Raw genomic sequence first — 22,112 nt, forward strand, 5'->3', positions numbered from 1 at the left:
ACGACGATGGCATTATTAAAATCAAAACCAACGTCACCCGGAAAGCGCGGTGAATTAAAGGTTGTACACCATCATATCCACAAAGGACAACCTCACGCTGCTCTGGTTGAAAAGTTAAATAAGACTGGTGGAAGAAACAACCAGGGACGTATTACTGTTCGACACATTGGTGGTGGTGTTCGCAGTAAATATCGTATAATTGACTTCAAACGTAATAAAGATGGTATCGAAGCTCGAGTTGAGCGTATCGAATATGATCCGAATCGATCAGCTTTAATTGCATTACTTGTTTACAAAGATGGCGAACGGCGGTACATTATTGCACCTGCTCAATTAGAAGCTGGCGCAACTGTTGTTAGTGGTGAAGATTCTCCTATCAGTGTGGGCAATGCTTTACCATTAAGAAATATTCCGGTTGGTACAACTATCCACTGTGTTGAATTAAAACCTGGAAAAGGTGCTCAGTTCTTACGTAGTGCTGGATGTGGCGGTCAAATTGTTGCTAAAGAAGGCGCTTATGCTACTTTAAAACTACGCTCCGGTGAAATGCGAAAAGTATTGGCCAGTTGTAGAGCAGTAATTGGTGAAGTTAGCAATAGCGAACATAGTCTTCGTGCTTTAGGTAAGGCAGGAGCCAAGCGTTGGCGTGGAATCCGACCCACTGTACGTGGTGTTGCGATGAACCCTGTTGATCACCCACATGGTGGTGGTGAAGGCCGTACTTCTGGCGGAAGACATCCAGTGACTCCTTGGGGCGTGCCGACAAAAGGTTATAAGACACGCAGTAACAAACGAACTGATAGATTTATTGTCAGATCTCGTAAAAAGAAATAATTAGCTAAGAGGATATTAACGTGCCACGCTCGATAAGAAAGGGTCCACACATTGATCCACATCTGCTTGTCAAAGTTAAAGCAGCAATTGATGCAAAGTCTAAAAAACCAATTAAAACCTGGTCACGACGCTCAACGATTACTCCAGACATGATAGATTTAACTATCGCTGTCCATAACGGGAAAGATCATGTTCCAGTATTTATCACTGACAACATGGTTGGCCATAAATTGGGCGAATTCGCTATGACCCGCACATTCAAAGGCCATTCTGGTGACAGAAAGGCTAAAGGTAAGTAGAGGCAATGATGGAAGTTACTGCAAAATTAAAAAATGCGCCCCTTTCTGCACAGAAAGCCAGGTTAGTCGCAGACATGATTCGTAAAGTGAGCGTAGCAAAAGCGCTAGACATTTTACGTTTTACACCAAAAAAGGGAGCATTTCTGATGCTCAAAGTTTTGGAATCAGCCATTGCAAACGCAGAAAATAATAATGGTGCAGATATCGATGAGCTGCATGTAGGCGTTGTCTGTGTTGATGAAGCATCTACACTGAAGCGTATCAGAGCTCGTGCCAAAGGACGTGCGAATCGTATATCCAAACGTACTTGCCACATTACAATTAAAGTATCTGACGAGGTATAATAGAATGGGACAAAAAGTAAATCCTATTGGTATCCGTTTGGGCATAGTAAAAAGCTGGAATTCAAAATGGTATGCCAGCAAAAATTACGCACAGCTCCTGAATGAAGATATTAATTTAAGAAAAGATCTTAAAAAGAAGTTGTATGCCGCAGCGATTAGCCGTATTCAAATCGAAAGGCCTGCAAATAATGCAGTAGTCACGATTCATACAGCTAGACCAGGTATCCTTATCGGAAAGAAAGGTGGTGGTATAGAAGGTCTGCGAAGCGAGATTTCTTCCAAGTTAGGGGTTCCAGTACACCTTAATATTGAAGAAGTGAAGAAACCGGAACTTGATTCTACTCTGGTAGCTGAAGGTATTGCACAGCAGCTCGAGCAACGTGTTATGTTCAGAAGAGCAATGAAGCGTGCAGTTACTTCTGCAATGAAATCAGGCGCTAAAGGGATCAAAATTTGTGTCAGCGGTCGACTAGGTGGCGCTGAAATTGCTCGAAGTGAATGGTACCGTGAAGGACGTGTTCCTCTACATACATTCCGTGCTGACATTGATTATGGTACTGCTGAAGCTAAAACAACTTACGGTATCATCGGTGTTAAGGTTTGGATCTTTAAGGGAGAAGTTCTTCCGCAAAAGAATCGTAACGCTGACAGCAGTAAATGAGTGAGGATTTATAATCATGCTACAGCCAAAACGTACTAAATATCGTAAACAAATGAAAGGCCGTAACCGTGGTCTTGCCCAACGTGGCTCCAATGTAAGCTTCGGAGAGTTTGGTCTAAAAGCGGTTGAACGTGGTCGTTTGACTGCTCGACAAATTGAAGCGGCTCGTCGCGCCATGACACGCCATATTAAACGGGGTGGAAAAATTTGGATTCGTGTATTCCCTGACAAACCCATTACACAAAAGCCTCTTGAAGTTCGTCAAGGTAAAGGTAAAGGTAGTGTTGAATATTGGGTGGCTCAAATCCAACCAGGTAAAATCCTGTTTGAGATGGAAGGGGTGTCCAGAGAATTAGCATTAGAAGCTTTCAACTTGGCAAAAGCCAAATTACCTTTTAAGGTAATGTTTGAAGAACGTAAGGTGATGTAATGAAAACTTTAAATGAATTGAGAAACTTGTCTATCAAGGAATTAAGTGAGGAATTACTCCAGTTACGAAAAGAGCAATTCAATCTGCGTATGAAAAGAGCAAGTGGTTCTCTTGAAAAAACACACCTGGTTGGTCTGGTCAGAAAGACAATTGCTAGAGTAAAAACAGTTATGACTGAAAAGGTTGGAAAGAGTCATGTCGAATAGTGAATCAAATGCAAGAATAATGGTTGGTCGAGTTGTTAGTGACAAAATGCAAAAAACCATTGTTGTATTAGTAGAGAGAACAGTTAAGCATCCTAAATATGGTAAAATCATGAAGCGCCGAACAAAACTCCATGCTCATGATGAACAGCAGGTTTGCAAAATTGGCGATACAGTCAGAATTAGAGAGACGAGACCTCTTTCTAAGACAAAATGCTGGGAATTGGTTGAAGTTATTTCCTGATTCGTTTGCAATGACTTTTAAAATTCCAATTAGGCTGGTATAATCAGCAGCCTTTTTCTGGTCGAAATTAGAGCTGGAGAGTAGAATGATACAAATGCAGACAGTGCTCGATGTAGCTGATAATAGCGGAGCGCGCAAGGTAATGTGTATCAAAGTGCTAGGTGGATCTCATCGTCGCTATGCGAGAGTAGGAGATGTCATCAAAGTGAGCATTAAAGATGCAATACCTCGAAGTAAAGTTAAGAAAGGTGCGGTGATGAAGGCTGTTGTCGTTAGAACCAGTCAAGGTGTCCGCCGTGATGATGGTTCGTTGATTCGGTTTGATGGCAATGCTGCAGTGCTATTAAATAATCAAAACGAGCCTATTGGGACTCGTATCTTTGGTCCAGTAACACGCGAATTGAGAGAGCGATTCATGAAAATCATCTCTCTTGCAGCAGAAGTATTGTAAGAGGGATAAATTATGAAGCGCATCCGATCAGGCGATACAGTAATTGTTATCACTGGTAAGAGTAAAGGCCATATTGGCAAAGTAAAAAAGGTTTTAGGTGTGGCCGTTGTGGTTGAAGGGGCAAACATGATTAAAAAGCATGTAAAGCCGAACCCGCAGATTAATCAGCCAGGCGGCATAGTATCAACAGAGGCACCCTTTAATATCTCTAATGTAGCTATGTACAATCCTCAAACCAAAAAGGCTGACAAAGTTGGTTTCAAGCTCATTGATAAGAATGGCAAGAATCAGAAAGTCAGATATTTTAAATCAAACAATGAATTAGTTGATATTGTTTAGTCAGGGTGATTGAAAATGGCAAGACTTAAAGAGCACTACAAATCAAATGTAGTCGAATCATTGATGAAGAAATTCGGCTATAAAAGCGTAATGGAAGTTCCCAAGATCCTTAAAATAACAGTAAATATGGGTGTTGGCGAAGCGGTTGGCGATAAGAAAATTATGAATCATGCAGTCGATGACATGACTCTGATTACAGGCCAGAAGCCAGTTATCACTAAAGCAAAAAAATCTATTGCAGGCTTCAAGATCCGCGAAGGATGGCCTATTGGATGCAAAGTGACGTTAAGAAAACAAAAGATGTATGAATTTCTTGATCGTTTAATCACCATTACCTTGCCACGTGTAAGAGACTTCCGCGGTCTTAACCCCAAATCTTTCGATGGAACAGGCAATTATAGCCTGGGAATTCATGAGCAAATCGTTTTCCCCGAGATTGATTTTGATAAAACTGATGGGATCCGTGGCTTAGATATTTGTATTACTACAAGTGCTAAAACGAATGAGGAAGCAAGGGCTTTGCTAGAAGCGTTTAACTTGCCATTAAAAGACAGAGACAAACATTAAGAAGGGTATTTACTGTGGCCAAAACATCAATGCTCGAACGAGAAAGAAAGCGTTCAAAGCTTGTAAATAAATATAGAGAAAAGCGTAGTGAGCTTAAAGTTCTGATCAAATCATCTAACGATTTTGATGTCATTATGGACGCCCAAGCTCAACTTGCTAAATTACCTGTTAATTCAAATCCAGTTAGACAGAACAAGCGTTGCCAGCAGTGTGGGCGCCCTCATGCAGTCTATCGGAAATTTGGCTTGTGCAGAATTTGTCTGCGTCAACAATTAGTTGCTGGAAACGTCACCGGTGGTAGAAAGTCCAGCTGGTAAACAAAGGTTCTATGGAGAATAAGTGTGAGTATGCATGATCCTATTGCTGACATGTTGACGAGAATTAGAAATGGTCAACTGGCTAAGCATCAGAGCGTAACCCTCAACTCATCAAAGTTGAAGGAAGAAATCGCTCGCGTATTGAAAGAGGAAGGTTACATTCTCGATTACTCAGTACAAGCTGAAGAGAATAATCACAAGACTCTTACAATCAAATTAAAATATTATCACGGCCGTCCTGTCATCGAGCGTATTTTACGTATTAGCAGACCGGGCTTACGTGTTTACAAACCTTTTAATGAGTTGTCATCAATTCCTGGCTTTGGTATTGCCATTTTATCAACTTCAAAAGGTGTAATGACTCACATCGCTGCCAAAAATAATCGTGTTGGCGGTGAAGTGCTTTGTGAAGTAGCTTAATTTTTGCGAGGAATAATATGTCAAGAGTAGCAAAAGCTCCGATACAGTTACCTGCAAATGTGGAGCTAACTTTATCAAAAAATGAAATGACTGTTAAAGGTCCAAAAGGTGAATTGACACAACATGTCAATAAGCTTGTATCTATTACAAGAGATGATGCTAAAATCACTTTTAGCCCAGCCTCTAATGACCCCAATGCCTGGGCGCAGGCAGGTACAGTCCGTGCGCTTCTAAACAATATGGTTAAAGGTGTAACTGATGGTTTTTCTGTTACCTTGGAACTCGTTGGTGTTGGATACAGAGCGCAAGCTAGCGGAAAGTCTGTCAGCTTATCATTGGGATATTCACATCCCATTGAATATGAATTGCCTACTGGTGTGACTGTTGAATGTCCAAACAACACTACGATCATCATTAAAGGAATTGATAGACAATTATTAGGTCAGGTTGCTTCTGAAATCCGTGCATTCAGACCACCAGAGCCCTACAAAGGAAAAGGTGTGAAATATGCTGGTGAACAAATTGCGCGTAAAGAAGCCAAGAAAAAATAGGGTTTAAATTATGAGTAAGATTAATGCACGTGTAAGACGCGGAGCCAAAACAAAAGCAAGACAAAAGTATTGCGGTCGTCCACGCCTTGTGGTTTATCGTAGTACTACACATATCTATGCTCAGATTATAGTACCCGGTGAAAATGGTGACCGTGTAGTGGCTTCCTGTTCCACAGTTGATAAAGAAGCAAGAGGTTCTATTAAAGGTACTAAAGTTGAGCAGGCGACAATGGTAGGAAAACTACTTGGCGAACGAGCTAAGGCACATCAAATCACCGATGTTGCATTTGACCGCTCTGGGTACAAATATCATGGCCGCGTTAAGGCACTTGCTGATGGTGCCCGTGAAGCTGGTTTGAATTTTTAAGGAACAGTGATGGCATTTGAAGAATCCAAAATGACTGAAGGGTATCAAGAGAAACTAGTCTCTGTGACCCGAACAGCGAAAGTAGTAAAAGGTGGGCGAGTATTCGGTTTTGCTGTACTTGTCGTCATTGGCGACGGAAAAGGTAAAGTTGGTTACGGACGTGGTAAAGCCCGTGAAGTGCCGATTGCTATTCAGAAAGCGATGGAACAAGCACGTAAGAATATGACTTATATTCCATTGGCTGGAAATACAATACATCACGAAATTACCTGGAGCTATGGTGCATCCAAGGTATTCATGAAACCTGCCAGTGAAGGTACCGGAATTATTGCTGGTGGTGCAATGAGAGCTGTTCTCGAAGTACTGGGTGTCCAAAACATTCTTGCTAAAAGTATTGGTTCAACTAACCCAAGCAACATCGTCAGAGCAACTATCGGTGCTTTGTCAAATATTGGAACTCCAGATTATGTCGCTGCTAAACGCGGTAAAACTGTTGAAGAAGTGATGGCAGGCTAATCATGAGCAAAAAAATTAAAATTACTTTGGTAAAAAGTACAATAGGTAGAAAGCCCAAGCATATTCTAATTGTCAAACAATTAGGCCTGGGTAAATTAAATAGTTCTGTTATTCATCAGGATATTCCAGCGATCCGCGGTCTTGTGAATACTGTTCACTACTTGTTACGTGTAGAGGAGTGTGCCTAATGAAATTAAATACACTTTCGCCTGATCCAGGTTCAAAACGTCCTAAGCAACGCTTGGGTCGTGGTATTGGTTCTGGTCTGGGTAAGACAAGCGGAAAAGGCCATAAAGGGCAGAAGGCCCGTGCTGGTGGATACCACAAGATCAACTTTGAAGGCGGTCAGATGCCTATTCAAAGACGTTTGCCTAAAATGGGTTTCAAATCCCGCATTGGCAAATACAATGATCAAATCACACTTAGTGAACTCGCTTCCATTGAAGAAGAAATCATTGATATGGATACTTTGCGTCGGCACCGACTGATTAATACAGCGGTTAAAAACGTTAAAGTGATTCTTTCTGGTGAGATCAATGTTGCTGTCAAATTGAAAGGGATTCCTGTGACCAAAGGAGCTCGTGCAATGATTGAACAGGCTGGTGGAAGTATAGAAGACTAATTATGAAAAACCGGAAGCAAATAGCAGGTCAACCCAAAAGTGGGTTGACTGAATTAAAGACCAGAATATTTTTTGTCATTCTTGGGATTCTTGTTTACCGTTTAGGTGCGCATATACCCGTCCCTGGACTCGACCCACAGAAACTGGCCAATTTTTTTGGCGAACAACAAAATACTATTTTTGGCCTCTTTAATATGTTTTCTGGTGGGGCATTATCCCGAGTCACTGTATTTGCTATTGGTATAATGCCTTATATTTCCGCATCGATTATTATTCAGCTTTTTTCAGTCGTTTCTCCCAAGTTGGAGCAGTTGAAGAAAGAAGGTGAGCAAGGGCGTCGTAAAATCAACCAATACACGCGCTACCTGACATTGTTGTTATCAGTTTTTCAATCATTAGGTATGGCTCGATGGTTAGCTGGACAGCACATTGCTTTGCATGCTGATTTCACATTTTATTTTACGGCTGTTGTCACATTGGTTACTGGTACGATGTTTTTGATGTGGCTAGGTGAACAAATTACTGAAAAGGGCGTCGGGAATGGTATATCGCTTATCATTTTCTCTGGAATAGTTTCCAGTATGCCTAATGCAATTGCATCTGTGTTCCAGCAAGTCAAAGAGGGGCAAATGCAGGCTCTGAGTCTGATTTTGATTGCATTGATCGTAGTTTGTGTAACCGGGTTTGTTGTATTCATGGAACGAGCTCAAAGGCGTATCAGAGTTAACTATGCTCAACGTACTCAGGGTCGCAAAGTATATGCCGCACAGACCAGTCATTTGCCGTTGAAAATAAATATGTCTGGAGTAATCCCGCCTATTTTTGCTTCCAGCATTATTCTGCTGCCTGCGACACTTGCACAGTTTTTTGCTAAGGGAAAAGGAATGGACTGGTTAGCTGATATTGGAATGGCTTTATCGCCCGGTCAGCCTTTATATCTGATCGTCTATGCGGTAGCTGTTCTGTTTTTTGCCTTTTTCTATGCTGCTTTAGTGTTTAACCCTAAAGATACAGCTGATAATTTGAAAAAGTCAGGTGCTTATATTCCAGGGATTCGACCTGGTGAGCAGACGACAAAATATATTGATTCGGTAATGACCCGGCTAACATTAATTGGCGCTATTTACCTTGTACTGGTATGCTTGCTGCCACAGATATTAATGTACACCTGGCATGTACCCTTCTATTTTGGCGGAACTTCACTTTTAATCATTGTTGTTGTGATTATGGACTTTGTCGCACAGGTTCAGGCGCACTTAATGACTCAACAATATGATTCACTGATGAAAAAGGCCAATTTTAAAGGTACTAAATTACCTGGTCTTTTATGATTATTACTCGGAGTTATGAATGAAAGTTAGAGCATCAGTTAAGCGTATTTGCCGTAACTGCAAAATTATTAAGCGTCATGGAAATGTCAAAGTTATATGTAAAGATGCTAGACATAAACAGAAGCAAGGTTAATCTTGCTTGATTTTAATCCAATAAAATAGTATTCTTCTGTCCCTTTCCGGCAGAGCAAAGTAAACATACGGAGAAATTAATGGCTCGTATTGCAGGTGTAAATATACCAGATAACAAACATATAGTGATTGCACTGACATCAATCTTTGGTATAGGTAAAACAACTTCTAAACATTTGTGTAAAACAGTGGGTATTGAAGAGTCCACTAAAGTATTCCAGGTTCCTGAAGAGAAGCTGGAAGCCTTGCGTACCGAAATTGCTAAAATGACTGTGGAAGGTGACCTGCGTCGAGTTGTTTCCATGAATATCAAGCGATTGATGGATCTCGGATGTTATCGAGGACTTAGACATCGACGTGGACTCCCTCTGCGTGGACAACGAACTAAAACCAATGCTAGAACCCGTAAAGGGCGACGCAAAGGCACAAGTAATTAATAATTCAGGATAGTAAGATGGCTACAAATAAAGCTAAGCAGCAAAAGACAAGAAAAAAAGTAAAACGTGTCGTTTCCGATGGTATTGTGCACGTTCATGCTTCTTTTAATAACACAATTGTTACTTTTACTGATAGACAGGGTAACGCTCTGTGCTGGGCAACGTCAGGCGGTTCTGGTTTCCGAGGATCGCGTAAAAGCACTCCTTATGCTGCACAGGTTGCTACTGAACGTGCCTCTGCTGTTGCAAAAGAATATGGTATGAAATCTGTTGCAGTATTCGTTCATGGTCCTGGCCCAGGACGTGAGTCAACGATTCGAGAGCTTATCTCTCAGGATTTCAAAATTGTTGAAATTACTGATGTCACAGGGATACCCCATAATGGGTGTAAACCTCCCAAGAAACGTCGCGTATAAGATTCAGGAGTAACTAATGGCAAGAAAATTAGGCCCAAAGTGCAAATTGTCAAGACGAAGAGGCACTGATCTATTATTAAAAAGTGGCGTTCGTGATTTTAAATCCAAATGCCGTTCTGAAAAGAAACCTGGCCAGCATGGTGACAAAAAAGGTCGCTTGAGTGACTATGGTCTGCAGTTAGACGAAAAACAAAAAATCAGAACTTATTATGGTATTCTCGAACGTCAGTTTAGAAACTACTATAAAAAAGCTGCTCGCATGAAAGGTTCTACAGGTGAAAATTTGATGGTCCTTCTTGAGAGCCGATTGGACAATGTTGTTTATCGATTAGGTTTTGCCAGCACTAGAGCTGAAGCCAGACAACTTGTTACTCATAAAGCTATTCTGGTGAATGGCCAGCTGGTAAATATTCCATCATTCATTTTGAGTGCTGGTGATAAAGTTGAAGTTAGACAAAAAGCAAGAGAACAAGGTCGTATTAAAGCAGCTATCGCTTTATCCGAACAACGTGCTCCTTGCGATTGGTTAACTGCTGACTCTGGTTCAATGAAAGGTACATTTACATCTGCACCTACGTTAAATGATATATCATCTGATTTTAACGTTAATCTGGTTGTTGAACTTTACTCTAAGTAAGCTCGGAGACATAGCTGAATGTATACTGAAATAAACGAAATGCTGACGCCAACAGTGCTTAAGGTGCAAACTGATTCAATCAATCGTTCACGAATCGTACTTGAGCCTCTCGAGCGCGGTTATGGCCATACGCTGGGGAATGCGTTAAGAAGAATTCTTTTGTCTTCTATGCCAGGATGGGCAATCACTGAAGTATCGATTGCTGGTGTTCTGCATGAATACAGTACTATTGAAGGTGTACAGGAAGATGTTGTTGACATACTGCTTAATTTGAAGCAAGTGGCTATTAAAGTTGCCTCCGGTAATGAAGCCACTTTAAGTCTTGTAAAAGAAGGTCCTTGTGTAGTTACTGCAGGTGACATTCAACTGAATCAAGGGCAGGAAATTGTGAACCCGGATTTGGTCATTGCCACTTTGAACGAGAATGGTAAACTGGATATGACGCTTAAAGTAGAGCGTGGTGTTGGTTTCCATTCCACTGACTCATTTGTTCGTGACTATGAGAATGATCTGGAGCGTAAATCTGTAGGTAAATTGAAGATTGACAATTCCTTTTCTCCTGTAGTGAAAGTCGCTTATTTTGTTGATAGTGCTCGTGTTGAAAACCGTACTGACCTTGATAAGCTGACCATTGATTTACAAACCAATGGAACATTGGATCCTGAAGATGCTATTCGTATTTCAGCTTCTATCCTGCAGCGTCAATTACATGCTTTTGTCGATATGAAATTCGAAGAATCAAGAGCGGATAATAAAGAAAGAAATGATTTTGATCCTATTCTATTAAGACCAGTTGATGATCTGGAGTTGACTGTAAGATCAGCAAATTGTTTGAAAGCAGAAAATATATATTATATTGGGGATTTGGTTCAAAAAACTGAAAATGAACTCTTGAAAACCCCTAATTTAGGAAAAAAATCCTTAACTGAAATAAAGGATGTTTTAGCATCACGTTCTTTATCTTTAGGAATGAAATTAGAAAATTGGCCGCCAGCTAATCTAGGCGATTAATAGGAGTCTTATCAAATGCGTCACCGTAATTCTGGCCGAAGTTTCAGCCGTACAAGTAGCCATAGAAAGGCAATGTTTTCTAACATGTGCAATTCTCTGATTGAGCATGAGGTTATTAAAACTACCTTACCTAAGGCAAAAGAACTCCGTAAGTATATTGAACCTCTGATTACTGTTAGTAAAAAAGATTCAGTTGCTTCACGACGACATGTCTTCAATCGCTTAAGATCAAAAGAAGCAGTTGGTAAATTATTTACTATCCTGGGGCCAAGATTTAATAAACGCCCAGGCGGCTATGTGCGCGTTCTTAAATGTGGTTTCCGTGCAGGCGATAATGCACCAATGGCCATTGTTGAGTTTGTCGATAGACCTGCTCAAAACGAAGAATAGATTCGTTGTATAAAAAAGCCCACAGTTGTGGGCTTTTTTATTTGTACCGACTTGCAATATTCATCTCTAAGCTTTTAGCCAATTATTTCTTCTTCAATTTTTTATATTCTTTATTTTCTCAAGGGTAACTAACTCTTCGATTGTTGTGAACATCTGCTAGAGCGGCCTCATCCTCATGATATTTCAGCGAATGCTTAATTGAGAAGTCATAAACATTTGTTACCGCGATTTCTTCGTTTTCCATAGTTATCCCGGGTATCATCATGAGTTTACTTTTGAGTTCCTCGTGATTATACCCTTCAGCGCCATTAACGAGTGTGCCAGTCCAAATGGCAATGTTGCGACTGCGGTAAAAGTACCATAAATATGGATTTCCATTCATGGAAATAGACGGGAAATAAATCTCCGCCGAACTTCGTCTTTGCTCAGCCAGAGTTGATCCATTTTCAGCGCGGGTGCTGCGAAGCGCCGTGTCTGTTTTTTCAAATATTGAAATTGCCGGATATTTAACGCGAAGCACCCGTACATCATGGATGATTGCCTGACTCTCTGTTACGGTAATATCTGCCTTATGCTGGCGTAGATAACTAGATAATTCCTCTTTATTGTATTCTTCGGTACCCAAGAGTTTAAAATTTGTGGAGGCTGTATTGTTATGCCGATTATATTTCCAGATAAATGGATGACCCTTATAGGCAACATCCGGAAAGTAAATATGGTCAGCCAATGGAGAACGAACCGGTTCAGATGATTCTCCTCTATTGGATCTGCTGCTCGCTATACAAAAAAAACTGAGAAAATTCTTTGGCATATGGCCTCCTGCTCGGATTAATTTAGTAATTCTATTGCAGTAGAACCACAGGAAATACAAGGCTGGCTCATCCTATGTTCTAAGTGTAACTCTCCTGATTAAAGTCTATCAGTGGTAGAACTTCTGGCTTGACTCTGGTTCATGTCATAACCTGTTTTTACTGAGAATGCAAGATCTCTCAGTGTGCGAACCTGGTTTGCGAGTACATAGGCCTGGTAGTGACAATGGATTTGTTCGCCAAGAGCCTGATTATTTCTGTGGGCCTGGTTTCATTCTCTCAATCGTGTCGGCAGTGATTTTTCTGAATTTTTCAGCAGTCAATTCACTTCCTTTGTCGGTATTCTTTTCGCTGTTTATAAGTATTTCTTCGTAAGCGTTTTTACCTAACAAAGTAAATAAATTATTCAATTCAGGGATTGACAGCCTTGATAAAGCCGAATTTTCTTCTGGCATTGGGGGTGATATTTTAGATGTTTGACTTTCATAAGCATAGGCCATTTCTATGAGCTTCCCTTCTTCAAATTGCCTGCCAATCAGTTCAACTCCAACCGGCATATGCAAAGCATCGCTATATCCCACATTAATACTAATAGACGGCAAGCCTGCGTTCGATGGGATGGGCGCACGCCAGGTGTTCACCGTCATGGCATCATAGGTAGCTGTTCCTTGGCTAGTAATGGGCATCAGTAAGGCATCCAAATGGTTTTGATCCATTACTTTTTGTATATAGGCTCTGTTTTGGGCAAAAATGGTTAAAGCTCTTTGATGCGAACTGCCTGATTTGTCGGCCATGCTTGCCATAAAGTGAAGACAATCTTTAAGTGAGCCGAAATTTCTCGTGCGATTGGATTGGCAAATATCACGGAAACTTCTTCTTGTTGATGGAAAAGATGCAAGATAGGCATCAATATCCTGAATCTCTCCCGCCTGATTATTCTGACGATCATTATCGAAAGCTGGCAGGTTAATATCAACGATGGTTGCGCCCATTTGCTGCATATTTGCAATAGCACTCTTGATTATTCTGTTGATGCTCGCTGGCATTTTATTGAATGGATCAAGGCCATTAACGTTACGTACAACAGCAATTCGTTTATCAACCAGGCCCTTCTTATTGAGAAACGCGGTATAGGTTTTTACCCTCGGAATATTCATTGTTTTTGGATCCCTGGAGTCGGATTGGGCGATAACATCCAGTAAAATTGCCAGGTCCTGTACGGTACGTGTAATTGGACCCGCTGTTCCGTCCAGATTGCCCATAGGGAAAATACCATGTTGGCTAATTAATCCGGTGCTTGGACGAAGCCCTGTTAACCCATGGAAAGCAGCTGGAATCCTGACCGAGCCGCTATTATCAGTGCCAATAGCAAGCAAAGCGAAGCTTGCACTGACGGCAGCTGCTGACCCGCCACTAGAGCCACCGGGATTCTTGCTGGTATCAAAAACATTCCCGATTCTTCCACTGCGGCTGCTGATCCCAAACATCCCCCAGGCAAACTCATCCATCCCTCCTTTGCCCAGAATAATAGCACCTGCACCCCGCAATTTCTCTACCAGAAAAGCATCGTGTACCGGCTGACTACCTAATAAAGCGTAAGAGCCAGACGTTGTGGTCGTATCAAAGGAATCGATATTATCTTTTAAAATTATGGGAATACAGTGGAGTGTTCCTGACATTAGACCTGTTTCTTTGAAAGACAAATCCAACTGCTCTGCCTGCGTTAGAACGGAAGGATTAATTTCAGTCCAGGCATTGATAGGTGCATGGCTATTGACACTTAAATCATATTTTTTAATGCGTTCAAGATAGGCGGTTACTAGCTGTAGGCAAGAGAATTGCTTATTTTGAATTCCCTTATGAATGGAGGCTATGGTCAGCGATTCCAGATGAGGCGAGGGATTTTGAATGGAGAAGGACGCCCCGGAAAAGAGTAAGATAAAAAAAAGGGAGCCGATTCGGGTATATTTCATGATTGATTCAATTTTGATATTAATCTGGGCATTCTCTATATCATTAACGATACTGGTTCTGCTCATTAAACAAAAGCCCATTAAATATGGGCTCTTGGAAAAACAATTTACACGTTTACTTCTAGTGCTTACTAAAAGGGGATATCGTCATCCAGTTCATCAAAGGCATTATGAGCAGCGGAGCTCATCTGCGGCTTTCCCATTCCTTGTTGAGCGGGTGCCTGCTGTGGCATATCGCTGTAATTAGAGGAGGCACTGCCTTTGCCGTCAAGCATTTGAATGTCATTGGCTACTATCTCGGTAGTATAGCGATCCTGGCCTTGTTGATCCTGCCATTTTCTGGTGCGCAGGCTGCCTTCCACATAGACTTTTGAGCCTTTACGCAGGTATTCGCCGGCGATTTCACCCAGTTTATTAAAACAGACTACGCGATGCCATTCAGTGCGTTCCTGTTTATCACCAGTTTGTTTATCCTTCCATGCTTCACTGGTAGCCACTGATAAGGTGGTTACTGCGTTTCCATTAGGCATATACCGAACATCGGGATCACCGCCAATATTGCCTATTAATATTACTTTATTAATTCCACGTGCCATTTTTACATTTCTCCTGAGGTTCTTGCGAGTTAGGAAAGGATTATAACGAATTTAAGCCAACAATTCATAGAGCTTCGGTGATTGAAACAAATCTTATGCTATATCGAGATCAGGCAATTCCTTGCTGCCATCAGGACCTCTGATCTCTACCTTTGAACCAGTTTTACGATTCATGTACGACTCTGAATTTCACTTTTCGCACTGATGTCATTCATTGGCCAGCTAAGCAAAAGCCAAATCAGGCTGTATAGAGTGTTCATAATGAATAAACCTGAAATACCGACATATTGATAGCTGATACCAGACAGCAGACCACCGGTAAAGATTCCTAGAAACTGGCTGGTTGAATAAACCCCCATCGCGGTGCCCTTATTGCTTTTACTCGCCTGACGGGAAATGATGGATGGTAAAGACGCTTCAAGAATATTAAAGGCGACAAAATATATAAAAATCAGGATAAACAAAGCGGATAGTGTTGATGGAATAACTGCCAGTAAGAGCTGGGCCAGGGCTGTAAGGCCTACTGCTGTCAGGAAGATTAAACGCATTTTTTTCATGCGTTCTGCAATATAAATGAAGGGGAGCATGACTATAAAGGACAAAAGTAATACCGGTAAATAGAAATGCCATTGCTGGCCTAAATTACCTTGCTGTATTTGGGCTTTTAAAAGCATGGGAACCACATAGAAGGTGGAGGTTAAAACCAGATGTTGAAAGAAAATACCGGCGTTTAAGCGCTGTAATTTGCTATCCCGCAATACAGTACGCAGCAATTGCGGATTGGTTTCGCTTTCTGCATGAAAGCTTTCCTGTGCCGGTGTAGGAACAAGGGTATAAAGAAATGTCAGGCCGAGCAGCGATAAAACAAAGGTCAGATAGAAAATGCTCGAAAGCCCATAGTGATGGGTAAGTACAGGACTTATTATCATTGCTGCAATAAAGGACGTGCCAATGGTTAATCCTAAAATAGCCATGGCTTTGGTACGATCTTTATCTTCAGTCAGATCAGCCAGTAATGCAATAAGCACACTGCCAATTGCGCCCATACCCTGCACAATGCGTGCTCCAATCATTCCATAAATAGAGTGGGTCAATGCGCCCCAGAGGCTGCCCGCGGCAAATAAAATCAAGCCAATGGTAATCATGCGCTTTCTGCCATAGCGATCAGAAAGGAGACCGAAGGGAATTTGTAAAATCCCCTGACTTAATCCGTAACTGCCCAAAGCAATTCCAATCAGGCTCGCCGTGGCTCCGGACAATTGAACTGCGAGAACAGAAAATACAGGAATGAGCATGAAAAGACCAAGCATGCGAAAAGAGAACAGCATGGCAATGGGAACAACAGTTTTAGGCAGAGAATAGTTCATTCAGACAAAGCCAATGATTACAAAGCACAGATGGTACAAATTTGATGCCCTTGACACAAGCCTTTTGAACGATTGACAGTACTCGTTAATCAGGGTAGCTTGCGTATTTTTTATATTTGGGAAATTGAATATGTCCTTAGTGTTTCATGATCGAGTGGCTTTGATTACTGGCGGCGCCCGAGGTATTGGCAAAGCCTGTGCCCTGAAATTGGCAAAAGCGGGTAGTGATATAGCAATTGTATATTATAATAGTTCGGATGAAGCCCTGGAACTGGTAGAGGAGATTAAGTCCTTAGGAAGAAAAGCCTGTGCCATTCAGGCAAACGTCGCTGATCACGCCTCGGTCAAGGATATGTTTGCAATTTTTCGCGAGCATTTTGACAGGCTTGATTTTCTGATCAGTAATGCGGCTAGCGGTGTATTGAAGCCCGCCCTAAAAATGTCTACAAAACACTGGCGCTGGTGTATGGAAACCAATGCTCTGGCCCTCAATCATTTAGTGTCTGAAGGACGAGAGTTGATGCAGCGCGGCGGCAGGGTGATTGCTTTGTCAAGCCTTGGCGCTCATCGCGCGATTCCTAATTATGCTTTTATTGGGGCTTCAAAGGCTGCCCTGGAAGCCTTGGTCCGTTCTCTGAGCCTGGAAATGGCTGAGTATGAGGTAACGGTTAATACCGTTTCAGCAGGGGTGGTTGATACTGATGCTCTGAAACATTTTCCAAACCGTGAACAACTTCTCGATGAATATCAGGCGCATTCATTGGCCTCCAGACCATTAACGACAGGGGATGTGGCAAATGCGGTTTATCTTCTCTGTCTGCCTGAGGCACAAATGATTAATGCGCATACACTATTTGTCGACGCGGGCTACAGCAAGGTCGGTTGATTAGAGAAGCCTGGGCTTTGACTGGTAAAATTTATCAGATAGCTTTGAGCTTCGTCAATTTCGTAGCTGATTGCGAAAATTTTATGTTATAATCCTGAAATTTGTAAGCTAGAAGACTGCTGAGGATTAAGTATGAATGTAGAAAGCGTTTACCCCAAGGTTCGGGAAATTATCGCTGATGTATTGGTTATTGATGAAGAAGATGTTGCGCTTGACAGCCGTTTAATTGCCGATTTGGGCGCAGAATCAATTGACTTCCTCGATTTGGTATTTCAGTTGGAAAAAGAGTTTGGTATTAAGATACCGCGGGGTCAACTGGAGAAAAATGCACGGGGAGATCTGCCTGAAGACGAGTTTGAGAAAGGCGGTGTCTTAAGTGTTAAGGGAATGCAGGCACTGAAAAATTATTTAAGTGAAGTTCCTGCCCAGCATTTCAAAGCGAACATGAAAGTAAATGAAATTCCAATGCTGTTTACTGTAGAAACGTTCTGCAAATTGGTTGTAAGTGCAGTACAGGAACAAAAAACCAGCGAATCTGTAGCTTGATGCGTTTTCTATTTGTCGACAGGATCTTGCACTTATCGCCGGGTGAATTTATTCGCGGTGTTAAACATATCACTGCTGATGATGGCTACTTACAGCAAGATGAAACAGGACGCTTTGTGTTTCCTGCTTCATTTATAGGCGAAACCCTGGGGCAGCTTGCGGCCTGGAATGTCATGCATACCCAGGATTTTGCCAATCGGCCGGTTGCCGGGGTTGTTGCCAGTGCCAGCCTGCATCGTCCAGCCTATCTCGGAGAAACTCTGTATCTCGAGTCGTTTATCGACTCGCTGGACGATACTGCGGTTCAATATCACAGCATTGCCCGTGTGAATGATGACCTCGTGTTTACAGTAGATGGCGCCTTGGGCCCATTGCTGCCTATGAGTCAGTTTATTGCCGAACAAGAGGTGAGAGAGCAATTTGCTGAAATTAATCGCCCCGGTGACTGGAATGCCGGCAGTCAGGCTATTGACGAGAATCTGTTTTATGCGACGCGGCAACCGATTGCCTATCCGATGACTTTTGACCGCGTGCTGAAGGAAGAGCCTGGTCTGGCGTTGACTGCTGAGAAGCGCATTACCCGGGCAGCGCCCTGGTTCCCAGATCATTTTCCCCGCAATCCAGTACTGCCGATGACCGTCTTGCTGGAGTGTAAAATCCATTTGGCAAGGTATTTCATTGAGCGAATGGGATTATTGAATCAATTCAAAATTAAAGAACTCCGTAAAATCAAGATGAATGATTTTGTGCATCCTGGCGATACTGTGCTATGCCAGCTTCAGTTAAAGAAACAGGATGAAGAGCAGCTGGTACTTGTTTTCCGCAGTGAAGTTGACGGGAAAAGAGTCTGTGTTCTTGAAATGGTTTGGCAGCGAAAGGTAAATTAATATGTCTAAAAAGCGAGTAGCGATTACCGGATTGGGCATTGTTTCTCCATTGGGAAATGATGTGAGTTCCACATGGCAAAATCTGATGTCGGGTCAGTCGGGAATTAGTACAATTCAACAATTTGACGCCTCCGGATTTCCAGCACATATCGCTGCCGAAGTAAAATCCTTTGAGCTTTGCGAATCCCTGCGCAGCAAAGATACCCGCTTTGCGATGTCATTTACCCGCTTTGCGCTGGAGGCGGCGCGGCAGGCATTTGCTGACGCAGGAATTCAGCCGCAGGCTGATACTGCAGCGCGTTGGGGTGTAGTCACTGGCAGCGGCATGATGACTGCTGAATTTGAATACTTGCAACGCTTCCAGAAAGCCTGTGCTGTTGACGGAAATATCAACTGGGCAGAGCTAAATAAAAACACGCAGGATTTCTATAAACTGACTGATTTTGGAAAAACCACCTCCAATTCAGGGCTTTCTCTTTTGATTCAGCAATTTGGAATCAAAGGCTATGCGAATTCAGTACATACTGCCTGTGCTTCAGGAGGGCAAGCGCTTGGTCTGGCATTGCAGGTGCTGCGCCGAGGTGAGGCTGATTATATGCTGGCCGGTGGTTTTGATTCGATGATTAATCCTTTGGGGTTATCCAGTTTCTGTCTTCTGGGTGCTTTGTCTACTTATAATGAACATCCAGCAACTGCCAGCAGGCCTTTTGATGGCACTCGCAATGGCTTTGTACTGGGTGAAGGTGCCGCGTTTCTGATTCTTGAGGATTGGAACAGGGCGAAGGCGCGAGGTGCCAGGATATATGCGGAACTTGCAGGAGAGGGGAATTCGCTCAGCTCCTACCGCATCACAGACTCTCATCCCAATGGTGATGGAGCCCGCCAGGCAATTGAACGCGCCTTGGCTGATGCTGGCGTTACCGCCCGCGATGTGGATTATATTAATGCACACGGTACTTCAACCAAGATGAATGATCTTAGTGAAACCAATGCGATTAAAGCCGTTTTCAAAGAGAGAGCTTATAGCTTGCCTGTCAGCTCCACCAAAAGTCAGACCGGCCACCTGATTGCTGCGGCAGGGGCTTTGGAAGCCGCATTGTCGGTGCTTGCCATACAGCATGCGCAAGTTCCCATGACGGCCAATTTAACCACTCGGGATCCGGATTGTGATCTGGATTATGTAAGTGATGGCCCTCGCGAAAAATCCCTTGGCGTTGTGTTGTCCAATTCATTTGGATTTGGCGGCTCCAATAGTTGTCTTTTATTTAAACATCCTGAGTTTGGCGGATCTGTTCATGAATAACGAAAAAAAACGGGTTTTTATAACTGGTCTGAGTGCTTTGACCGCCTGCGGTGAAACCCTTGATAAAACCTGGAATGCTGTTTTAACCGGCGAAACAGGAATTGAAGAAATTCGCCAGTGGGACTTATCTTCGTGGCCCGCTCGTTTAGGCGGCGAACTAAAAGACTTCAACCCTGGCCGTGCTTTGCCTGATCGCAAATTAATGAAAGTGATATCCAGACACGATGCGATGGGTATACATGCTGCGGTGGAGGCGATTAAGCATAGCGGCATGATTGACTATCGGGATAGTCTGGAATCTGCCGAGCATTTCAATGAGCAAACAGCCGTTTTTGTGGGCTCGCCGGGAAACAAATACTTCCAGCAGTATGATTTTCTGCCCTTGCTTGCCAAGTCACAAGGTAATATGCAGGAATTTGCCGCACAATTATTTAATGAAGTCCATCCCATGTGGCTCTTACGCATACTTCCAAACAATGTGCTCGCCTATTCAGGGATTACCTACGGCTTTAAAGGCCCGAACCATAATATAACCAACCATGCGGCAGGCGGAACTCAGGCTTTGATTGAGGCCTATCACTCAATACAGCAAGGTCAGGCTGATCGGGCGGTCGTGGTTGCCTATGACGCCGGCGTCGAACCGCAGGCGCTGTTCTATTATAACCAGTTGGGCGTTTTAAGTGACCGCCACCTGAAGCCCTTTGATAAAGAGCATGACGGCACCGTATTAGCTGAGGGAGCTACCGCGTTAATTCTCGAAAGTGAAGAAAGCGCGAGAGCGCGTGGAGCGGTGTGCCTGGCCGAAGTCGCAGGCGGGCTTGCTTCCACCGAGGCCGCTGGACTGTTTTCCCTGGAAGCGGAGGGAGCTTCACTTGCGCGTTTACTCCAGCAAGCGCTGACATCCTGTAATCTGAGTGCTGCTGATATCGATCTCATTGTGGCTCATGGAAATGGCAATGCCAAATCTGATCTAAGTGAAGCATTTGCCATTCAGGAACTGGTTCAGGGAGCGCCTGTTCCGGTAACTGCCTATAAATGGGCAATGGGGCATACCCTGACCGCGTCCGGGTTGCTGGATACGGTTTTAACGACCAGGGCGATAACTGAAAAATGCATTCCTGGTATTGCCAATTTGACTGAGCCAGACGCTCAGTGTGCCGAGCTAAACTTAAGCGCAAGCACTCGGGAGTTTGCGAATCAGCGCACTGCGTTGATCATCAACCGTGGCTTTGCCAGTATGAATGTTTGTGTGGTGATTAAATCCTGTGACTGAATCAGTGCATACAATCAATAGTTTGCCGACTACCCGTTTAGGCCGTTTAATGTTCAGATATTTTCCTTATCGGAAAGCGGTAGTAATGGCCAATATCGATCAGGTGTATGGTGATCAATTAAGCCTCTCTGAAAAGCAGCACTTGGCAAAGGCCTTTTACTCGCACCTGCTGATTTCAATAAAGGAAGGCCTGCAATTGCGCTTTATGAGCCAGAAAAAACTCAAGGAATGTGTGGAAGTCAGAGGACATGAGCGCATGCTGGCCGTTGCCGGTAAGGGAAAGGGAGTGCTGGTTTTAACAGGTCATTTTGGTAATTGGGAGTTTGCACCGCTTGGTGGAATCCTTAATTTCCAGGAGTTTCAGGGACAATTTCATTTTATTCGACGCACATTAGGTAATAAAACGATTGAGCGAATTCTATTTGGCAGATATTACCGTGCCGGGTTGAACGTTATTCCTAAAAAGAATTCTTTACAACAGGTTTGTGATGCCCTGGATAATAACCATGCAGTCATTTTTGTATTGGATCAGCATGCCTCGCTGGTAAATCGGGATGGGATTGCTGCCGAGTTCTTTGGAAAAAAGGCCGGAACCTATCGCAGCCTTGCCAGTTTTGCCCGTCATACTGGGGTTCCGGTAGTTCCGGCTGCTGGTTATCGTTTGCCGAACGGCAAGCATGTTCTGGAGTTCTATGAGCCTATCGTCTGGCAGGATTATGGCAATACCCAGGAATCACTTTATCAGAATACTCTGGCTTATAATCAGGCTTTGGAAAAGATAATTCTTGCCAATCCAGCACAATGGTTATGGCTGCATAAGCGTTGGAAATTAAAGGATCAAGCTTAGTTTCAAGATCAGCCCATATGTAATAAATTTGAAAAAAAATTATACTTACTGGTACAAACTAATATATTTGAGCTAGAATGATTCCCTAAATCCCTTTGATCAGCAA

34 protein-coding genes are annotated in these 22,112 nt (G+C 42.9%); 30 read left to right on the plus strand and 4 right to left on the minus strand.

Going from position 1 to position 22,112, the window contains the following annotated elements:
- Positions 1–6: 6 nt before the first annotated feature.
- The 24 genes from rplB to rplQ all read left to right on the plus strand — a co-directional run bounded on the left by rplB (position 7) and on the right by rplQ (position 11,519).
- Positions 7–834 carry a 50S ribosomal protein L2 gene (gene rplB, locus DYH61_RS01195; protein ID WP_058507936.1) on the plus strand — a complete coding sequence of 276 codons (828 nt, stop codon included), beginning with the start codon at positions 7–9 and terminating at the stop codon, positions 832–834.
- 20 nt (positions 835–854) lie between these two features.
- On the plus strand, positions 855–1,133 hold the full coding sequence (gene rpsS / locus DYH61_RS01200; RefSeq protein ID WP_058507937.1) for a 30S ribosomal protein S19: 279 nt from the start codon (positions 855–857) through the stop codon (positions 1,131–1,133).
- 8 nt (positions 1,134–1,141) lie between these two features.
- A complete protein-coding gene (rplV, locus tag DYH61_RS01205) occupies positions 1,142–1,477 on the plus strand; it encodes a 50S ribosomal protein L22 (RefSeq protein WP_058507938.1) in 336 nt (111 codons plus the stop codon).
- Between the two features lie 4 nt (positions 1,478–1,481).
- Positions 1,482–2,138, plus strand: a complete 657-nt coding sequence (rpsC, locus tag DYH61_RS01210) for a 30S ribosomal protein S3 (RefSeq protein ID WP_058507939.1) — start codon at positions 1,482–1,484, stop codon at positions 2,136–2,138.
- 16 nt (positions 2,139–2,154) lie between these two features.
- On the plus strand, positions 2,155–2,568 hold the full coding sequence (gene rplP / locus DYH61_RS01215; protein WP_058507940.1) for a 50S ribosomal protein L16: 414 nt from the start codon (positions 2,155–2,157) through the stop codon (positions 2,566–2,568).
- On the plus strand, positions 2,568–2,774 hold the full coding sequence (gene rpmC / locus DYH61_RS01220; RefSeq protein WP_058507941.1) for a 50S ribosomal protein L29: 207 nt from the start codon (positions 2,568–2,570) through the stop codon (positions 2,772–2,774). The genes rplP and rpmC overlap by 1 nt, the downstream gene beginning before the upstream one ends.
- Positions 2,764–3,015 carry a 30S ribosomal protein S17 gene (gene rpsQ, locus DYH61_RS01225; RefSeq protein WP_058507942.1) on the plus strand — a complete coding sequence of 84 codons (252 nt, stop codon included), beginning with the start codon at positions 2,764–2,766 and terminating at the stop codon, positions 3,013–3,015. Before rpmC ends, rpsQ begins: the two co-directional genes overlap by 11 nt.
- Before the next feature lie 85 nt (positions 3,016–3,100).
- The gene (gene rplN / locus DYH61_RS01230; RefSeq protein WP_028388517.1) at positions 3,101–3,466 is read left to right on the plus strand and encodes a 50S ribosomal protein L14; all 366 of its coding nucleotides are present in this window, start codon (positions 3,101–3,103) and stop codon (positions 3,464–3,466) included.
- A 12-nt stretch (positions 3,467–3,478) separates the two neighbouring features.
- Positions 3,479–3,805, plus strand: a complete 327-nt coding sequence (rplX, locus tag DYH61_RS01235) for a 50S ribosomal protein L24 (RefSeq protein ID WP_058507943.1) — start codon at positions 3,479–3,481, stop codon at positions 3,803–3,805.
- Positions 3,806–3,820: 15 nt separating this feature from the next.
- The gene (gene rplE / locus DYH61_RS01240; RefSeq protein ID WP_058507944.1) at positions 3,821–4,372 is read left to right on the plus strand and encodes a 50S ribosomal protein L5; all 552 of its coding nucleotides are present in this window, start codon (positions 3,821–3,823) and stop codon (positions 4,370–4,372) included.
- Between the two features lie 14 nt (positions 4,373–4,386).
- Positions 4,387–4,689 carry a 30S ribosomal protein S14 gene (gene rpsN / locus DYH61_RS01245; RefSeq protein ID WP_058507945.1) on the plus strand — a complete coding sequence of 101 codons (303 nt, stop codon included), beginning with the start codon at positions 4,387–4,389 and terminating at the stop codon, positions 4,687–4,689.
- Between the two features lie 30 nt (positions 4,690–4,719).
- A complete protein-coding gene (gene rpsH, locus DYH61_RS01250; RefSeq protein ID WP_200823634.1) occupies positions 4,720–5,109 on the plus strand; it encodes a 30S ribosomal protein S8 in 390 nt (129 codons plus the stop codon).
- A 17-nt stretch (positions 5,110–5,126) separates the two neighbouring features.
- The gene (gene rplF / locus DYH61_RS01255) at positions 5,127–5,660 is read left to right on the plus strand and encodes a 50S ribosomal protein L6 (RefSeq protein ID WP_058507947.1); all 534 of its coding nucleotides are present in this window, start codon (positions 5,127–5,129) and stop codon (positions 5,658–5,660) included.
- A 10-nt stretch (positions 5,661–5,670) separates the two neighbouring features.
- Entirely contained in the window at positions 5,671–6,027 is a 357-nt protein-coding gene (gene rplR / locus DYH61_RS01260) for a 50S ribosomal protein L18 (RefSeq protein WP_058507948.1), read from the plus strand.
- 9 nt (positions 6,028–6,036) lie between these two features.
- Entirely contained in the window at positions 6,037–6,543 is a 507-nt protein-coding gene (gene rpsE / locus DYH61_RS01265; protein ID WP_058507949.1) for a 30S ribosomal protein S5, read from the plus strand.
- 2 nt (positions 6,544–6,545) lie between these two features.
- Positions 6,546–6,731: a 50S ribosomal protein L30 gene (rpmD, locus tag DYH61_RS01270; RefSeq protein WP_058507950.1), complete on the plus strand. Its 186-nt coding sequence runs from the start codon at positions 6,546–6,548 to the stop codon at positions 6,729–6,731.
- Complete coding sequence (gene rplO / locus DYH61_RS01275; RefSeq protein WP_058507951.1) at positions 6,731–7,165, plus strand: 50S ribosomal protein L15; 435 nt, start codon at positions 6,731–6,733, stop codon at positions 7,163–7,165. The genes rpmD and rplO overlap by 1 nt, the downstream gene beginning before the upstream one ends.
- Before the next feature lie 2 nt (positions 7,166–7,167).
- Entirely contained in the window at positions 7,168–8,496 is a 1,329-nt protein-coding gene (gene secY / locus DYH61_RS01280; protein ID WP_058507952.1) for a preprotein translocase subunit SecY, read from the plus strand.
- 19 nt (positions 8,497–8,515) lie between these two features.
- Entirely contained in the window at positions 8,516–8,629 is a 114-nt protein-coding gene (gene rpmJ, locus DYH61_RS01285) for a 50S ribosomal protein L36 (RefSeq protein WP_083499241.1), read from the plus strand.
- A gap of 79 nt (positions 8,630–8,708) precedes the next feature.
- Positions 8,709–9,065: a 30S ribosomal protein S13 gene (rpsM, locus tag DYH61_RS01290; RefSeq protein ID WP_058507953.1), complete on the plus strand. Its 357-nt coding sequence runs from the start codon at positions 8,709–8,711 to the stop codon at positions 9,063–9,065.
- A 17-nt stretch (positions 9,066–9,082) separates the two neighbouring features.
- A complete protein-coding gene (gene rpsK / locus DYH61_RS01295) occupies positions 9,083–9,481 on the plus strand; it encodes a 30S ribosomal protein S11 (protein ID WP_058507954.1) in 399 nt (132 codons plus the stop codon).
- A gap of 16 nt (positions 9,482–9,497) precedes the next feature.
- The gene (rpsD, locus tag DYH61_RS01300; protein ID WP_058507955.1) at positions 9,498–10,118 is read left to right on the plus strand and encodes a 30S ribosomal protein S4; all 621 of its coding nucleotides are present in this window, start codon (positions 9,498–9,500) and stop codon (positions 10,116–10,118) included.
- A gap of 18 nt (positions 10,119–10,136) precedes the next feature.
- The gene (locus tag DYH61_RS01305) at positions 10,137–11,129 is read left to right on the plus strand and encodes a DNA-directed RNA polymerase subunit alpha (protein WP_058507956.1); all 993 of its coding nucleotides are present in this window, start codon (positions 10,137–10,139) and stop codon (positions 11,127–11,129) included.
- 15 nt (positions 11,130–11,144) lie between these two features.
- The gene (gene rplQ, locus DYH61_RS01310) at positions 11,145–11,519 is read left to right on the plus strand and encodes a 50S ribosomal protein L17 (protein ID WP_058507957.1); all 375 of its coding nucleotides are present in this window, start codon (positions 11,145–11,147) and stop codon (positions 11,517–11,519) included.
- Positions 11,520–11,637: 118 nt separating this feature from the next.
- Here rplQ and DYH61_RS01315 read toward each other — a convergent pair whose 3' ends face one another.
- The 4 genes from DYH61_RS01315 to DYH61_RS01330 form a co-directional block, all read right to left on the minus strand.
- The gene (locus DYH61_RS01315) at positions 11,638–12,330 is read right to left on the minus strand and encodes a hypothetical protein (protein ID WP_058507958.1); all 693 of its coding nucleotides are present in this window, start codon (positions 12,328–12,330) and stop codon (positions 11,638–11,640) included.
- 249 nt (positions 12,331–12,579) lie between these two features.
- Positions 12,580–14,367 carry an amidase gene (locus DYH61_RS01320; protein ID WP_234999862.1) on the minus strand — a complete coding sequence of 596 codons (1,788 nt, stop codon included), beginning with the start codon at positions 14,365–14,367 and terminating at the stop codon, positions 12,580–12,582.
- A 65-nt stretch (positions 14,368–14,432) separates the two neighbouring features.
- On the minus strand, positions 14,433–14,897 hold the full coding sequence (gene ssb / locus DYH61_RS01325) for a single-stranded DNA-binding protein (RefSeq protein WP_058507959.1): 465 nt from the start codon (positions 14,895–14,897) through the stop codon (positions 14,433–14,435).
- A gap of 170 nt (positions 14,898–15,067) precedes the next feature.
- Positions 15,068–16,264 carry an MFS transporter gene (locus DYH61_RS01330; protein WP_058507960.1) on the minus strand — a complete coding sequence of 399 codons (1,197 nt, stop codon included), beginning with the start codon at positions 16,262–16,264 and terminating at the stop codon, positions 15,068–15,070.
- Positions 16,265–16,394: 130 nt separating this feature from the next.
- Here DYH61_RS01330 and fabL point away from each other — a divergent pair, with 130 nt between their 5' ends.
- The 6 genes from fabL to DYH61_RS01360 all read left to right on the plus strand — a co-directional run bounded on the left by fabL (position 16,395) and on the right by DYH61_RS01360 (position 22,006).
- The gene (fabL, locus tag DYH61_RS01335) at positions 16,395–17,150 is read left to right on the plus strand and encodes an enoyl-[acyl-carrier-protein] reductase FabL (protein ID WP_058507961.1); all 756 of its coding nucleotides are present in this window, start codon (positions 16,395–16,397) and stop codon (positions 17,148–17,150) included.
- A gap of 132 nt (positions 17,151–17,282) precedes the next feature.
- Positions 17,283–17,696, plus strand: coding sequence for an acyl carrier protein (locus tag DYH61_RS01340; protein WP_058507962.1), 414 nt, complete (start codon positions 17,283–17,285; stop codon positions 17,694–17,696).
- Entirely contained in the window at positions 17,696–18,583 is an 888-nt protein-coding gene (locus DYH61_RS01345) for an ApeI family dehydratase (RefSeq protein WP_058507963.1), read from the plus strand. Before DYH61_RS01340 ends, DYH61_RS01345 begins: the two co-directional genes overlap by 1 nt.
- A 1-nt stretch (position 18,584) precedes the next feature.
- Positions 18,585–19,886 carry a beta-ketoacyl-[acyl-carrier-protein] synthase family protein gene (locus tag DYH61_RS01350; RefSeq protein ID WP_058507964.1) on the plus strand — a complete coding sequence of 434 codons (1,302 nt, stop codon included), beginning with the start codon at positions 18,585–18,587 and terminating at the stop codon, positions 19,884–19,886.
- Positions 19,879–21,159 (plus strand): beta-ketoacyl-[acyl-carrier-protein] synthase family protein, encoded by a 1,281-nt coding sequence (locus DYH61_RS01355; RefSeq protein ID WP_058507965.1) that lies wholly within the window; start codon positions 19,879–19,881, stop codon positions 21,157–21,159. The genes DYH61_RS01350 and DYH61_RS01355 overlap by 8 nt, the downstream gene beginning before the upstream one ends.
- Entirely contained in the window at positions 21,152–22,006 is an 855-nt protein-coding gene (locus DYH61_RS01360; protein ID WP_058507966.1) for a lysophospholipid acyltransferase family protein, read from the plus strand. Before DYH61_RS01355 ends, DYH61_RS01360 begins: the two co-directional genes overlap by 8 nt.
- The last annotated feature ends 106 nt before the right edge of the window (positions 22,007–22,112 follow it).

This window comes from Legionella quinlivanii (genome assembly GCF_900461555.1).
Classification (GTDB): Bacteria; Pseudomonadota; Gammaproteobacteria; order Legionellales; family Legionellaceae; genus Legionella_C; species Legionella_C quinlivanii.